This window comes from Thermosporothrix hazakensis (genome assembly GCF_003253565.1).
GTDB lineage: Bacteria > Chloroflexota > Ktedonobacteria > Ktedonobacterales > Ktedonobacteraceae > Thermosporothrix > Thermosporothrix hazakensis.
In genome coordinates, this window is sequence record NZ_QKUF01000004.1 from 283,229 (window position 1) to 298,781 (window position 15,553).

Genomic DNA, 15,553 nt, shown 5'->3' on the forward strand with positions numbered 1-15,553 from the left:
GCTACTATTACATTTCAGTGTCCCGAGAACGGTCCCCCAAACGTGTTAGCAGAAGAGGAACAGCGAAGCAGGGAGGTTTATGATGGAAGGATAGTGAGAATATGAACGAACAAAACAAACAGCAGGAAACGTTCACTCAGTTACAGAATGCGGAACAAATCACCATTACCATTCTCCAACAATTGTCCTCTGATGAAGTAACGCCACTCCGAGCACTTTACACGTTTGCACTGGCTTTTCTGGCTGTTGTACAGCAAACAGATAGGCCAGTTTATGAGCCAGCACAATTAGAACATGTATGTGCCTTCATTCTCTGGCAGTATCCTCTCAGCGAACAATTCCCTTTCACAAAAGCAGACATGCTATACGCACTGAATAGCAATGGGAGCTAAAAACAACAGTGTAGAGCAGAAAAAGGCCGCTCAGAAGAAATCCAAGCGGCCTCAAGCTGTTATGCAGAAGGCTTTGTATACCCTCTTTTCCCAAAGATAGAAACAGTATAACAGATAAAGCAGGAGAAGCCGTTAAAATAATATTAATTTTCTTGTTCCTTTCATATACCAGAGTAGTTGCATTTAAAACTTTTTTCCTTTCTTCACGGCAGGAGATACAACGAACTATCAGGGCAGCGCCGCTAAAAAAGGAGAAGCCTTCGGTATATCTCCTGAAACCTTCTCCCTTTTTAGATCCGGCTTCTCCTTCGCGGTTACAGACGTTCGGACGAAGCAGAAACAAATGTCATATGCTCGGCAACACCCATTTCTTCAGCGAGAATCATTGCCTGCCGCTCATGGAACTGTGCCTTCTCAGCATCACCTTTTTGCCTGTAGACGTCTCTGAGAGCTAAATGATCTAATGGTTGATAAGGTTTGAAACCACCTGTCTCGCGAAAGAACAGCGCACGTTCCCCATATAGCAAGGCTTGGTCCAGATCACCCTGGAGTCTGGCATCAAACATCAGATGACGATTCGGTTCAGCCTGTTCTAAAACAAGTCCGTTGTCCTCAGCTATCTGGATTGCTGTCACAAAATGCTCTCGTGCTAGCTCATTCTGTTGCCAGAACTGATAAATCAATCCGAGAAGAAAATGTGATTCGCTACATCCCTTGCTATCGTGCAGTGTTTCTCGGAGCTTTAATGCTTCTTGCTGATATGCAAGCGCATCATGATATTTGTCCTGCCGTCCGAATGGCATATTACCGCTCTCCAGGATACTCATGGTTGTCGCATTGCAACATGCCTCTCCAAGTAAGCTCACAGCATCGGCAATGTATTCAGGAACCTGTATCTCTTCGGCCAGCGCCTTCGCCTGTTGGATAACCGAAAACATCAATTCAGGATTGTTCCTCCGAATCAGGTGCTCAACAAGCAAGACCTTACCATACAGTAACAAAAGTATGAGGCGGCTCTGAGGCATTACTTCCTGAGCCTCCGTCAATTCCAGGGATAGACGAAGTGTCTGTACCGCATCCTTAAATCTACCAGCAAAAAAGTAGGTACAGGCAATCTCATTGATGGCTTCCAGAGCGGTGGTATAGCGCTTCGCAATATCCGATGTACCTGACAACATTTCCTTATTCTCCTTTTCCAGAGCTAGAAACAGATGCATTCTTTGCAGGTTTGAAAATCTGCTGCTTATAATAGTAGAGTCCAATGGAGCGCCAGACAATAAGCAAAACCCGTGCTTCTGTTGAATATTGAACATAGCAATGGAATTGTTGAGAAACACCTACAGGAGTAAAAAGTATGGTCAGCCAGAAAAGCCATCATGATCGCCGTGTCCAACGAACACGCCAGACATTACAGCATGCTTACCTGGAAATTGTGCGAGAGAAACTTACTTCAAAAACCATACGGGATGCAGAAAGATGTTTTCTTGCGACAACCATTCAGGAGATTGCAGAACGAGCGAATGTCAATCGAGGCACCTTCTACCTTCATTTTCCCGATAAGTATATGCTGGTCGAAGCCGTTACACGTGAGCAATTTCGTCAGGTACTAACAGATACGTTTCCAGCTATTCCTCAATGGGACTATCAATCGCTCCATTTGGTAGCGCTGACCGTTCTCCAAACCTTTGAGCAGAAATACCAGCATGAATATCAGACATCCACTGTCCTCCTTCCGCTGCTAGAACGTACAGCTCATGAGGAACTCACATCACTGCTTGGAGCCTGGCTCAAAGCTGCACATTCAGAACGCATCTATGCGCCTCTGGAAACAAGAGCGCGAATCATCAGTTGGGCTATTTTCGGCCCGGCAGTCCAATGGAGCCAGGAAGAAGCCAAAATTTCAGCGGAAGAAATGGCACACCTTATCACCCAGACTATTCTAAAAGGGACAGAGCTACCCTCTACCTGACCCACCCTCACAAAAAAAGCATAGGAGGCACAGGAGGCCGCAAGCAACACTCTTTTATGACAACTTGCGCGCCTCTATTTAAAGACGTTTTCGTGACGTTCTCTTGTTAAAGACGTTCTCGTGATGTTCTCTTGCAAGGACCAGAACCGTGACCTGCGTGAAATGAGAAGAGGATACGAATAAGGTCAACCCCTGGCAGGATAGAGCCAAGAAAGAGTGTCCAAAATGGCGCGTACGCGCCAAAAAACTCTATTCTAAAAGCCAGACAGACAGGCAGCGATAAGCTAGCAGACGCATTTTCTCTCCCCGACCACTTCAGCTCTCTCCCTTTTGATTGATAACTAACACATTCCCCGTATTTGTGAAACATGTATCTGTGGAACAAGTGTCTCTTCTGCCTTGCCAACTCTCGCAACCTGCCAGCCGCGTGAGACAATGCTATCCTCAGTTCTTTACTATCTTCAGTTCTTTACTATCTTCAGTTCTTTACTATCCTGATGCAAGCCTCCTTGCTCTCTATACTCTCGTACTCTCCATAGTGTTCATACTCTCCCCACCCTTTTTGCTTTTCTATCACCTATTTACTCCTCATTATCCAGACACTTCATATCCTCCATACTATCTGTACTCTTATACTCTCCTCACTCTCCATACTCTCCATACTTCGTGCCCCCTCCGTATCATATGAATAGTAGAGGCGCTTTCCCTCAATAAACAGGAGATTGTGCGCCCGGAGAGCACGCATTTCTCTTCAAGCTTCACCCCGGTCTGACGAGGCTTCCAGGCAGAAATCAGGAAGCCTCAACCGAAGGATACAATGAGAGGAGATTGGCACGAACATGACGCACCTCTCCGTCATGATTGCGAATCTCGAAGAGTTTCCAGTTGCTCCGCCCTGTCAGTGTCCAGCGCTCCCCATTGAGCCAGACCGCAGCTCCCGCTCCGGCTTGCAACAACTCCAGGTGCTGGACAAAGCCCACATTCTTTCGCACCACCTCTTCCCCAATCGGGTACCAGCGTCCCCCTTGTCGTTTGAAGAGCTGTGCCCCTTTCGCCAGCAACTCGATCCCATAGGCCAGCCGCTCTGTCTCATCTGCCGTCTGCTGGCAGAGCTGCTCATACGTCAACGGTTGCCCCTGCTGTCTCGTCCAGAGCACGAAGAGATCCACCCACGCCTGCTCAATCGCTTTGTGCCACTGCTGGAGCTGCTGCTTGATCTCACTGTGTTCCAGCACCAACCACTGCTTTCGCTCGATGCCCGGCACCAATTGTACCATCTGTAGCGGCTTCTCACCGGCTTTCCACTGATCTGATACCAGCGCCACTTGTCCATTGCTCGGCCCAGCCAGAACAAGGCCCAGATGAGGCGTTCCTTTGCCTCCCTGCACAATCACCAGTTCCCCTGGTGTGAGCATGGTTAGCGGGTGCAACTCCTCCACCTCCTCCTGTGGACGCGGCAGATAAATCATCTGTGCCCCCATCGTCCGCAGCTTGAAATACGGTGCTGCTCCCTTCAGCGCCACTTCAACACGTGAACGCAAGGTCGGCATATAGGACGCACCGTAATAGGCTTTCCCGAGCTCAACGACGGTCCAGGGCCGCTGTGGGCCTTGCGTCCGCGCTCGTTCCCACAGATCCCGAACTGTTGGATCAGGGAGGTCCACCGTCACGGGCAGAGGAACCACGTCGCTCTTCTCTGAAAGCACTGGTGGCTCAATCAGAGGAGGCAGCTCGACGCGTGTCGGCGTCAGCACCAGGGTTTCGCCCGGTCCCGGAATCTCAATCTCGATGCGCGAAAAACGATTCGCCAGCGCTTCCAACGCCTCAGGAGCGCCATGCACCAGGATCAGCGTGCGCGGACGAACCTTTGTCACAGTATGCACAATTTGTTCCGCATCCGCATGACCCGAGAGATTGTAGCGCTCAACCCGGCACGCCAGTTGTACCCACTTGTCCCCCATCTTCACGGTATCACCCCGTTTTGCCGCCAGAAATGCTGCTCCCGGTGCTTCCTCATCCTGATATCCCGTAAAGAGCAGGCAGTCCTTCTCACGGGTAGCCACTTCTGCCGCATAGAGCGGTGACGCCCCCCCGGAGAGCATCCCTGAGCTACTGATGACAATGGCAGGCTTCTTTGAGGCAATCAACGCCTGTCGCTGATGCGCTCGCACCGCATACAGGTGCAGATCAGGATCTGTAAAGAGCGGACGCCGCGCATTCGTCAAATAGCGCTGTAATGAGGGATGCAAGTCATGCACCTGACTTTGATATGCCTGACAGACACTGCGCACCATTCCATCCAGAAAGATCGGCACAGGCGAAACATGCCCGCTGGCCCGATACGATTTCAAAATCAGGACAATCTCTTGCGCGCGCCCAACCGCGAAAGCAGGACACAAGACGCGTCCTCCCTGCTCAAGCGTCGCCTGTACCGTCTCGGCCAGTTTGCGCTCTTCTTCTTTCCGGTTGGTATGCGACCGATTGCCATAGGTTCCTTCACAAATCATCACATCAGCCTGTGGCAATGACGTCAAATCAAGCCCCTTGATTGTGCGCTGATCGGTGACGCTGATATCCCCGGTATGCAGCACCGTTCCCTCCGGTGACGTAATATAGAGCATGGCCGCTCCCAGAATATGCCCGGCCCGCAGGAACGTTACCAGCAGATCCGGTGCATCAGCAAGCGGCTGAATCGACTGATCCAGCCCAACAGGCGTGATCCGCCCTAAAAAAGCATCCACCTGATCAGCAGTATAGAGTGGCGTTTCCCCATCCGGTTTCAGTCCCTCGATCTCCATAATGCGCACCGAGTCACGCAGCAGAATCTCAGTCAACACTTTCGTCGCCTCGGTCGCGTAAATTGGCAGATGCGGAAACAGGGAGGCAATCAACGGCATTGCACCAGTATGGTCAATATGGGCGTGCGTGATCAGGATCGCTTCGGGTGGGTGTCGGTCAAGGAGTGAGAGATCAGGCAGGCGTGATTGCCCTTCCCGCGCCGCCGGACGCATCCCTCCATCAATCAAGAAGGTTCGTCCCGCAATCCGCAACAGGTGACATGATGCTCCGACTTCCGATGCCCCTCCAAGAAATGTGATCTCCATGATACTTCCTCCTTTTCTTTTCCCTGACTCATGCTTCCTGTTGGCTCCTATCCCTGCTGATAGTCACCCTCCTCAATCAGGCAATAAGGGAGCGCCAGCCAAATGACGGTGACTGTTCTTCGCTAAAATCATAACTGGCTTCATGTGTTTTGACTGTCCACACAACCAACGTCTTCACCTATCCCGCTGTGTCAGGGGAAATGCAAGAACCTCTTCATACTTGTTTTGTCGAAATAAGAAGGTCAAAGGAGACAGTATAGGAAGAATAGGGGATATTCTTCTATCTGCCATTCCTGCCTTTCTAGATAATACCACATTTTTCTAGAACGGCTCGAAAATATATCCCCTTTTTGCATGAAGATCTGCCAGGAGACGCGAGGCATATGCCACTTTTTAGCTCTCGTGTGCTTTGCGTCGCTGTTGAAGCAATGCGCCACATGATTGACGTACGACCAGTGTGGTTGGCAAAATAACATGAGACTGCTCGCATTTCTTCCCCTCAAGCTGATCGATCAGCATTTCAGTCGCGATACGCCCCATTTCAACGGTCGGCTGACGAATGGTTGTCAATGGTGGAATGATAATGCGCGTTTGCGGGACATCATCAAAACCCACAACAGCCATCTCCTGTGGCACCTTTATTCCCTGCTCATATAAGGCCTGAAGCGCTCCGGCAGCCATCATATCGCTCGAACAGAAGAGAGCAGTTGGCACCTCTTTCATACAGAGGAACTGAAGCGTCGCATCGTAGCCACTGGTGTGCAACCAATCACCCTCACGAACCAGCTCAGGATCATAGGGGATTCCTGCCTCTGCCAGCGCATTTTGATAGCCACGATGACGAGCAGGAGACACGCTTTCCCATGAAGGACCGGTAATCATGGCGATGCGCCGGTGACCAAGCGAGATCAGGTGTTTCACCGCTTTATAAGCCCCCTCAACCTCATCGATCGCCACATAATATGGATCATCCTGTGAGGGATCATAGCCGATACGGGTGTAAGGAATTTCTGCCTGTTTTAAAAAGCCGGGGATATGATCGTGTTGCGCGCTGGTTATCAACACAATCCCATCAAAATGACGGCTCCGCAACATATTCAGCATCATCTGCTGATCCATATCGCGCAAGCTCAGAGAGAGCATCGCCATATATCCTCGTTGAGCGCACACCTGGCCGATACCCTGCCCGATCGATGCAAAAATTGGGTTCGCCAGCATAAAAGAGTCGCTACGCGGAAAAACCACACCAATAATACGCGTTCGTTGCGTTACCAGATGCCGAGCCGCCGCCTGTGGAGTATATCCGTTCTCATTAATAATGTTCAGCACATGCTCGCGTACCCCGGATCGTACGTTCGGATGATTATTAAGCACCCTTGATACAGTGGAGCGCGATACACCTGCCAGCCGGGCAATATCTTCAATGGTTAATTGCGCCATTCCTGTTCTCCCGTTGTGTGTTCTGCCTGGAAGCGTTCTCAATTAGCATACAGAATTCTATTGGACCATGTCAAGGAACTTTTGCTGCTCGCGCAAGGAAATACGCTCGCTCCTTCATGGACAAGCCAGGTAGCTAGAAGCTGAAAAACAGCAAGCTTCCCTCTTGACACATCTACCACTCCTATGGTACGCTTCTTCTTGGGAGCGATCCCAGGAACGTTCCCAATGACCCGGCCTGCTCGTTCAAAGCTGAACGACAGCGCATCAGACAAGCCGGTATTTTGCAGGCATTGATAACACTCCGACATACCTGAGCGCATCTATCGCTTGAAGCAATAGAGTGTACACCTGTACGATAATATGTCCAGTCGTGCAGATGGTCTTGCTTTGCTTCTGATATATTGGCACTCATTGACACACTCTGGTATGTGTCCTATTTCAACAAAGGAGTTATGACGTTATGCAAGGATCACGCATAAACCGTCGGTATTTTCTCATGTCTGCTGCTGCGACCACGCTTGGCAGCGCTCTTGTCGCCTGTGGCGGTCCCTCATCCTCCTCCTCCTCCACAGTCACGCTCAACTTCTGGGATTACTGGGTCACCCAGGCCCCGTGGGTGGATAACGAAATTAAGCTGTTCCAGCAGAAACACCCCAACATCAAAATCAAGAAAACCACCAATGTCACTGACCAGTACCCGAACCTGTTCGATCTTGCCATCAAAAGTAACAAACAACCTGATGTCTTCATGCTCGCATCGACTCCCAAACTCAACGATCAGGTTGCTCGAGGCTGGCTGATGCCGCTTGATAAGTGGGCCACGGAGGAATGGCGCTCAAAGTTTCCGCAAGGCTCCTTTTTTGAGGGCAACAACATTTTCAACGGGAAACTTTATTCTGCCCCCCTTGTTGGAAGTGCTCCCTGGCTTCAGTTCTACATCAATAATGCTGTATTTAAGGCCGCGGGCATCACCAATCCTGATGGCTCAGTCAAGATTCCGCAAACGTGGGATGATATTTCGCGCGCCGCCGATGCGATCAAGAAGAAAGGCGGCAATGACGTCTTCCCCTTCGGGTTTGGCAATGGGCAGGCCTTTATTCTCCCCTGGTGGCTTGAAATGTTTGTGCGCGGAGCGGGCGCTGTGGGCGGCGCGTATGACAAAGATCTCCGAACCGGGAAATATACCTTCGGCACCGATCGCGCCTACACAGATTTTATCGAGCTTCTGCTTGAATGGAAGAAGAAAAACTACTTCTATCCCAACTCGATGAGCATTTCAGACGAGCAGGCACGCGCCCTGTTCGAGCGCGGCAAGTTCGGGATGACCGTTGGCGGCGTCTGGAATCAGCCCGAATGGAAACAGCACAAATTCACTGACTTCAGTTTGATGACGCTGCCCACGCCCGATGAAAAGCCTAAGGGCTACTTCTATCATGGTATCGGCGGAACGCTCTGGGGTATGTCGGCAAAAACAAAACACGCTGACGAAGCCTGGGCCTGGATGGATTGGCTCTACAGCAAGGAAGCAGGGAAGCGATGGGTTGAGATGGGTGAGGATCTCTCGGTCTATCCCGAAAATAACGATCCCGCAAACGTCAAGGATAAACAGTTCGCTCAATACGTCGCTACCGCCAAACTCTCGCTGCTAGCGCCAATTCCAGAGGTACGCAACCCGGCAGTCTCTCAAGTTATCCAGAACTCGGTAAAGCCCGATATCAGCGATGTTATGACCGGAATCTACACCGGCCAGATCGGCGACGTCAAAGCCGCGCTCTCTGAGCTGGCAGCCCGCATGCAGAAATCTCTCGATGATGGGATCAAGCAGGCACAGCAGAAAGGTCACAAGGTGAGCGCTGCCGATTATGCCTTCCCGGATTGGGACCCGGCGGCAGGAAAAGATTATATCACCAAACCGGCTTCATAACGCCCGTCATGCTGTCCAGAGGTTGTCTTTTATCCTCCTCTGGATAGCGCTGCTTTTCACCAATCCATCGAAGGGAGATCGTGTGCATGTCCAGTATGTCAGGGATGCAGAGCCCACCCGCTCAAGCCAACCCGAAGCCAGCCGCCCGAAAAACCGAGCGCAAACAGCAACCACTCTGGCGGCAAATCCTCGCGCAGGGCTGGTCCTATATCTATCTGGCCCCTATGGCAATCCTGCTGATTGTCTTTATCGTTTATCCGCTTTTTGCCTCTCTGGGCTATACGCTCTACAACTGGAATGGCATTGGCGACCCGAGCGACTTTGTCGGCCTGGAGAACTTTCAACGGGTGATGCAGGATTCGATTTTCTGGCAATCCTTCCTTCACACCTTTATCTATATGGCCGTTCTGGTACCGGTGCAACTGGCGCTGGCACTGGCACTGGCGCTCGTGCTCAACAATCCGAAGCTGCGCTTTGCCACCTTCTACCGGGTCGTTTACTTCATCCCGGTGGTCACCTCAGCGGCAGTTGTTGGCATCGTCATTCGCCTGATCCTTTCCAATTTTGGAGATGCGATCAGCAACCTTTTACAGTTTTTGCATCTGTCGCATGAGCATATCGACTGGCTGGCGGACCCACGCTTTGCCCTCTGGATCGTGATTATTGTCGGCATCTGGAACACCCTCGGGTACAACCTGGTGTATTTTCTGGCAGGCCTGCAAACAATCCCGACAGAGCTCTATGAGGCAGCGCGCATCGACGGAGCCGGAGCTTTTGCCCGCTTCTTCTTTATCACCATCCCCATGCTGCGCGGCGTCGGTCTGGTTATCGTGATTCTTGCGGTTCTGGGAAGTTTGCAGGTCTTTGATCTGGTTCAGGTGTTGACCGCGGGAGGTCCATACTTTGCCAGTGAGGTTGTGAACACCTACATCTATCATCAGGCTTTCGGCGGCTATTCAGCCACATATGTCGATCCAGATATTGGCTTTGCGTCGGCTGCCTCCTTCTTCTATGGGATCATCTTGCTCGGCCTCTCGATCCTTCAGGTCATCGCCTTCCGTCAGATCGCTCGTCGGCGTGCCAACACGCAGTAAAGGAAAGGGGAGACAAATGGCAGTATCTCTACACACTCGAAGGCCACGTATCCGGCTCAAATTCGGGCGTTTGCTCACACATCTGGTGCTCTTCGTTGGTGGCATCCTCTGGATGTACCCCTTTCTGTGGACATTGGGAAGCTCGTTCAAGAGCGTGGACGGCTTCTTTGACGAAGGGCTGAGCATCTTTCCCAGGGAATTTGAATGGACCAACTACGTGAACGCATGGAATGAAGCGTCATTCAGCCAGTATTTTTTCAACACCATTTTCGTCACGGTCTTCACCGTCATCCTGACCGTGATCTTTACCGCAATGGCAGGCTATGTGCTGGCTCGCAAGGAATTTCCCGGGAAAAAGCTGTTTCTCGGTCTGGTGGCGCTGACCATGTTTCTCCCGCATGGCTATACCATTATCCCGGTTTTCGACATTGTGCAGCGCCTGGGCTTGCTTGACACGCTCTGGTCGGTTATCCTGGTGCAAACCGCAGGGGGAATGGTTTTTAACACCTTTCTCTTTATGGGATATTTCTCCTCCATGCAACGTGAACTGGAAGATGCTGCACGCGTGGATGGAGCCAGCTTTCACCAGCTTTTCTGGCGGGTGATGCTTCCGTTGTCAGGGCCGATGATCGCTACAGTTGCCCTTTTTACCTTCATCGGCACCTGGAACAGTTTCTTCGTGCCGCTGGTTTTTACGCTCGGCGTGCCAGAGCTGCGCACACTGGCGGTCGGGATGTTCGCCTTTGTCGGCCAGAACTCAACGCAGTGGACCTACCTGTGTGCCGGTTCCGTAATTACGCTGGCACCGATCATTTTCATTTTCGTGCTGCTGCAAAGCTATTTTATCAATGGCGTCGCAGGCGCGATCAAATCCTAGATAAGGAGAACCAGAGTCAATGGCGGAAAATGCCCCCCTCCTGCCCTATAATTATTTCTACACGCCCGCCCCGACGTTGCCCGTGCGCCAGCCCGGCGACCCGGCTGATCCCGAATATGTGCGGCAGGCCAAACCACGCCAGCAGTATGAGCATGGCATCACCCTGCGCGGCATCACCACCAGCAACGTCGAGGTTGATATAACACTCACCTTTGTCGCATCGGGCATCGTCCGGGTGCGCCTTCAGGCGTGCGACAGCCAGAGTGATACGGTCAAATTCGCACGCGAGCTCCCACCCGTCCCGGTCAAGAGCGTATCTCATAGCACAGGTATCAGCCTCCGCACCGATGAGCTGCGGGTTGAACTCTCGCTTGACCCCTTCCATATGGCCTTCTATGACGCGGACGATCGCCTGCTGCTCTCACAAAACTACAGCGAGCGCACCAATGTGCGGATGAAACTGACCGTCCTGCCGTTCGGCTTCAGCACGGTCGAGGGCAAGCGCGTCGCCTTCCACGACAGCTTTACCGCGGAACCTGACGAGCATTTCTATGGCCTGGGTGAGAAATTCACCGATTTCGACAAACGTGGGCAGCGTATTCAGACATGGAACATGGATTGCGGCGGCGTCTGGAGCGAGCGGGCCTATAAAAACGTACCCTTCTTCGTCAGTTCGCGCAAGTATGGGATCTTCGTTGATAGCGCCCGTGCGGTTGCTTTCGATATGGTTGCCAGCAACACCGCGTCGTTCAGCATCACCAACCCGGGCGATGAGCTGGATTACTATGTGATTACCGGTCCCGATCTTAAGACGATCGTCACCCGCTATTGTGAGCTCGTCAGCTTTCCGATCCTGCCTCCGAAATGGTCGCTTGGCGTCTGGATGTCTTCGGGCTTTCAACGAGATAGCGCCGAGGCGGTGCTGAGTAGAGCGCGTATGATTCGTGAACAGCAGATACCCTGTGATGTGCTGCATCTTGACTGCTACTGGCAGCGCTTCGGACGCTGGTCTGAACTGCTCTGGGATACTGAAATGTTCCCCGATCCTGCGGGCATGCTGGCACAATTAAAAGCGCTCCATTTCAAGGTCTGCCTCTGGATCAATCCCTACATCGGGATCGAGAGCCAGCGCTTCCATGAGGCCAGCGAGAAGGGCTACTTCCTGAAGAATCCCGCCGGCGAAACCTACGTTGTCGATATCTGGGGAGGCTTTCACCCGCCCGTTGGCATCCTTGACGTTACCAACCCGGCAGCGATTGCCTGGTTCAAGGAGCTCCTGCGCGAACATCTGCGTCTTGGTGTCGATGTCTTTAAGACTGACTTTGGTGAAGGCATTCCCGCCGACGCGGTCGCGCACAGCGGCATTCATGGAGAAGAGCTGCATAACCTGTATGCGCTGCTCTACAATGACGCGGTCGCCGAGGTGACAGCCGAAGAGACCGGTCATACGGGGCTGGTCTGGGCGCGGGCATCCTATGCCGGAGGACAGCGCCACGCGGCACAATGGGGCGGCGACGCGAACTGCACCTTCCCGGCAATGGCCTCTACGCTGCGCGGCGGCCTGAGTATGGCGATGTGCGGGCATGCCTTCTGGAGCCACGATGTAGGCGGCTTCACCATCCAGCCAACAAACGAACTCTACACGCGCTGGTCACAATTTGGCCTGCTCTCGCCCATGACGCGGGCTCACGGCAACACGACGCGCCTTCCCTGGGATTATGGTGAAACCGCGCTGCACGTTTTCCGTGAGTACGCTCGGCTACGCTATCGGCTGTTGCCCTATATCTATAGCTACGCCTGCATCGCCGCTGAAACAGGCCTGCCCCTGCTGCGCCCGATGGTACTGGAATATCCCGAAGACCCGGCAACCCACACGCTGGACTTACAATATATGTTCGGTGAGGCGCTGCTTGTCGCTCCTCTCTTCAACGAGAGCGGAGAGCGCACCGTCTATCTTCCCGCGGGCAACTGGGTTGATTACTGGACAGGAAACGTGCTGACCGGTTCACGCTTCATCACGGTACAAGCGCCCCTGGAAACGATGCCGCTCTACGTGCGAGCGAACTCGCTTCTCCCGACCATCGAGCCGCAAGCCTTTACCACCGATGAGCCATTCACCAATGTGACCTTCAACGCCTACCTGTTTGAGAGCGGCTCATATGCGTTGCATGACATCGATGGTATCACCGCTCTTTCAGCCACACGGGCGGGCAGAGAGCTCCATATTCAGGTGACAGGAGCCAAACGTGAAGGGGCGCTCCGCCTGCTTCCACTGGAGGGAACAACGCCAGTCGAAGCCGTCACGGTGAACGGCCAGAACATCGCGCAGGGAAGCACAACCGGGCCTCGCTGGAACAGGCAGGCTGATGGTTCAATACTGGTAACATGGATGTAGAGAGAAAGGATAGACCCGTTTGCATACCGAGGAATCCCGCCGCGTCCAGACACTTCTAGAGCGCGTGCAGGCTATCTGCTATGGAGCAGATTATAATCCCGAGCAATGGGACCCTGAGGTCTGGTCGGAAGATCTGCGCCTGATGCAGCTTGCCGGGGTCAATATCGCAACGGTTGGCGTCTTCAGTTGGGGCTCGCTACAGCCAGACGAGCAGACATTCACGTTTGACTGGCTTGATTCCATCATGGATCTGCTAGCTCAACATCAGATCTTCGTCTGTCTGGGCACAGGCACCGCGGCCCAGCCTGCCTGGCTCTCTCAAGCGTATCCGGATGCGCTCCCTGTCGACGAACAGGGGTTCCGACATGAACACGGCAACCGGCAAAACTATTGCCCGACCAGCCCCGACTTTCGACGGCTGGCACGAAATCTGGCACGGCAACTGGCGCTACGTTATGGCAGGCATCCAGCCCTTGCCATCTGGCATGTGAGCAACGAATATTACGGCTCTCCCTGCTATTGTGAGCGGTGCCGCGCTCGTTTCCGAAGCTGGCTGCAAGCACGCTATCAGACGCTCGACGCGCTGAACCGGCACTGGAACACACGCTTCTGGGGTCACACCTACACCGATTGGGAACAGATTAACCCTCCGAACAAGCGGGGAGAGACGAGCTTTCAAGGGCTCTCGCTGGATTGGCGGCGCTTTACATCTGACATGAACCTGGAATGCTACCTGAACGAGGCCGAGGTGCTGCGCGAGTTGACGCCAGAGATCCCCGTCACCACCAACCTGATGGGCTTCTTTCAGCCGCTGGACTACTTCTCCTGGGCTCCGCATATGGATATCATCGCCTGGGACTCCTACCCGACACGCACAACGCCACCGGCTCATCTGGCCTTCTGGCATGATCTGATGCGAGGGCTCAAGCATGGCCAACCGTGGTTGCTGATGGAGCAAACGCCAAGCCAGGCGCAATGGATGGCCTATAACTCGCTCAAGCGCCCTGGAATGCTGCGGCTGCATAGCTATCAGGCGGTTGCGCACGGCTCGGACGCAGTGATGTATTTCCAGTGGAGACAGTCACGGGGCGCTGCCGAGATGTTCCACGGCGCAATTGTCAGTCATGCGGGCCATGAGCATACACGCGTCTTCCGCGATGTCGCTGAGATCGGCAAGCAGCTTGCCACGCTCGAAAAACAAACGCTCGGAACCCGTGTCCCGGCGCGGGTTGCGCTCCTGTTTAGCTGGCCCAACTGGTGGAATCTCGAATACCGGCCAAGCCTCAGCCAGGCGCTCAACTATCTCGAAGAGGTGCTTCACCACTATCAGGCGCTCTGGGAACAAAACATTGCCGTTGACGTTATCTCGCCAGATCACGAGTTCAGCGGCTATGATCTGGTCATTGCGCCGCTCCTGAACATGGTCAGCAAGCGGCAGGCTGAGGCAATAGAGCGCTACGTTGAGCAGGGCGGCACCTTTCTCACGGGCTACTTCAGCGGCATCGTTGACGAGGATACTCGGGCCTGGTTGGGCGGCTACCCGGGCCCCTTGCGCCGCACGCTTGGAATCTGGGTTGAGGAATGCGACCCGCTGGAACCCGACATGCGCAACCAGCTCATCGCGGAACCAGGGGGGCTGCTTCCCGAGGGCGTGTACGACTGCTCAACGTGGTGCGACATTGTACACCTGGAGGGAGCGACTGCGCTCGCCCGCTTCGGAAGCGACTTCTACGCAGGTCACCCGGCCATCACCGAGCATCGAATTTGGCGCGGACGCGCCATTTATATCGCGACTCGTCCCGAGAAGCGCGCGCTTTCCAGCTTCTTCACACAGTTGCTTGCCGAACTCGGTATAAGCGCTCCGCTTCCCGTGCCCGCTGGTGTCGAGGTCACCTGCCGTACAGGGGAGAATGGGCCCTTCTTCTTTGTGCTCAACCACACGGAAGAGCCCGTCTCTATCTCGTTGCCAGCACCGCTATACGTCCAGCTTCTCGCACCCGGAGAGCCGCCAGCGGAGCCAGTTGAGCAGCTCCAACTGGCTCCGCGAGGTGTGGCAATCTTGAAGGCATAGCGGACAGCAAATCTCGAAAAGAGGCGATAGCAACTCACCGGTCATCACGGCCTGTGCTGGCTGAAACAAGCCCGCACGGGCCGTCTCCAGGAATAAAAGTCTTTCCTCGCTTGTTATTATAAAAGGAGAGAAAATTTCTTCCTGATTCTATTCAGAAGAGAGTCATCCTCCATAAAAGTTGACACTCCCCAGGCCAGAAGGCCGGGGATTCTTCCTTCATCCAGCCTGCTTGCGCGGCGCCGCAGTGCGACGACGCGTAGCGGCAGGCTGTCCAGAAGCGTTCGACG

The 15,553-nt window shown here is 53.5% G+C and carries 10 protein-coding genes; 7 read left to right on the plus strand and 3 right to left on the minus strand.

Annotated features, from left to right (window positions below):
* The first annotated feature begins 101 nt into the window (after nt 1-101).
* Nucleotides 102-392 carry a hypothetical protein gene (locus EI42_RS09380; RefSeq protein WP_111321171.1) on the plus strand — a complete coding sequence of 97 codons (291 nt, stop codon included), beginning with the start codon at nt 102-104 and terminating at the stop codon, nt 390-392.
* Nucleotides 393-706: 314 nt separating this feature from the next.
* Here the strand turns inward: EI42_RS09380 and EI42_RS09385 are convergent, their stop codons facing one another.
* Complete coding sequence (locus EI42_RS09385) at nt 707-1,570, minus strand: tetratricopeptide repeat protein (protein ID WP_170142497.1); 864 nt, start codon at nt 1,568-1,570, stop codon at nt 707-709.
* Between the two features lie 176 nt (nt 1,571-1,746).
* Here EI42_RS09385 and EI42_RS09390 point away from each other — a divergent pair, with 176 nt between their 5' ends.
* A complete protein-coding gene (locus EI42_RS09390) occupies nt 1,747-2,361 on the plus strand; it encodes a TetR/AcrR family transcriptional regulator (RefSeq protein WP_111321175.1) in 615 nt (204 codons plus the stop codon).
* A 791-nt stretch (nt 2,362-3,152) separates the two neighbouring features.
* Here EI42_RS09390 and EI42_RS09395 read toward each other — a convergent pair.
* Nucleotides 3,153-5,465, minus strand: a complete 2,313-nt coding sequence (locus tag EI42_RS09395) for an MBL fold metallo-hydrolase (protein WP_111321177.1) — start codon at nt 5,463-5,465, stop codon at nt 3,153-3,155.
* A gap of 393 nt (nt 5,466-5,858) precedes the next feature.
* A complete protein-coding gene (locus EI42_RS09400) occupies nt 5,859-6,905 on the minus strand; it encodes a LacI family DNA-binding transcriptional regulator (RefSeq protein ID WP_111321179.1) in 1,047 nt (348 codons plus the stop codon).
* A 460-nt stretch (nt 6,906-7,365) separates the two neighbouring features.
* On the opposite strand from EI42_RS09400, the gene EI42_RS09405 reads away from it, so the two are divergent.
* From EI42_RS09405 to EI42_RS09425, 5 genes are all read left to right on the plus strand, one after another.
* Nucleotides 7,366-8,829 carry an ABC transporter substrate-binding protein gene (locus EI42_RS09405; RefSeq protein WP_111321181.1) on the plus strand — a complete coding sequence of 488 codons (1,464 nt, stop codon included), beginning with the start codon at nt 7,366-7,368 and terminating at the stop codon, nt 8,827-8,829.
* 86 nt (nt 8,830-8,915) lie between these two features.
* Nucleotides 8,916-9,923, plus strand: a complete 1,008-nt coding sequence (locus tag EI42_RS09410; protein ID WP_246046457.1) for a carbohydrate ABC transporter permease — start codon at nt 8,916-8,918, stop codon at nt 9,921-9,923.
* 16 nt (nt 9,924-9,939) lie between these two features.
* Nucleotides 9,940-10,800, plus strand: coding sequence for a carbohydrate ABC transporter permease (locus EI42_RS09415; RefSeq protein WP_111321183.1), 861 nt, complete (start codon nt 9,940-9,942; stop codon nt 10,798-10,800).
* Between the two features lie 19 nt (nt 10,801-10,819).
* A complete protein-coding gene (gene yicI, locus EI42_RS09420) occupies nt 10,820-13,195 on the plus strand; it encodes an alpha-xylosidase (RefSeq protein ID WP_111321185.1) in 2,376 nt (791 codons plus the stop codon).
* A gap of 19 nt (nt 13,196-13,214) precedes the next feature.
* A complete protein-coding gene (locus EI42_RS09425) occupies nt 13,215-15,266 on the plus strand; it encodes a beta-galactosidase (protein WP_211326098.1) in 2,052 nt (683 codons plus the stop codon).
* Nucleotides 15,267-15,553 lie beyond the last annotated feature (287 nt).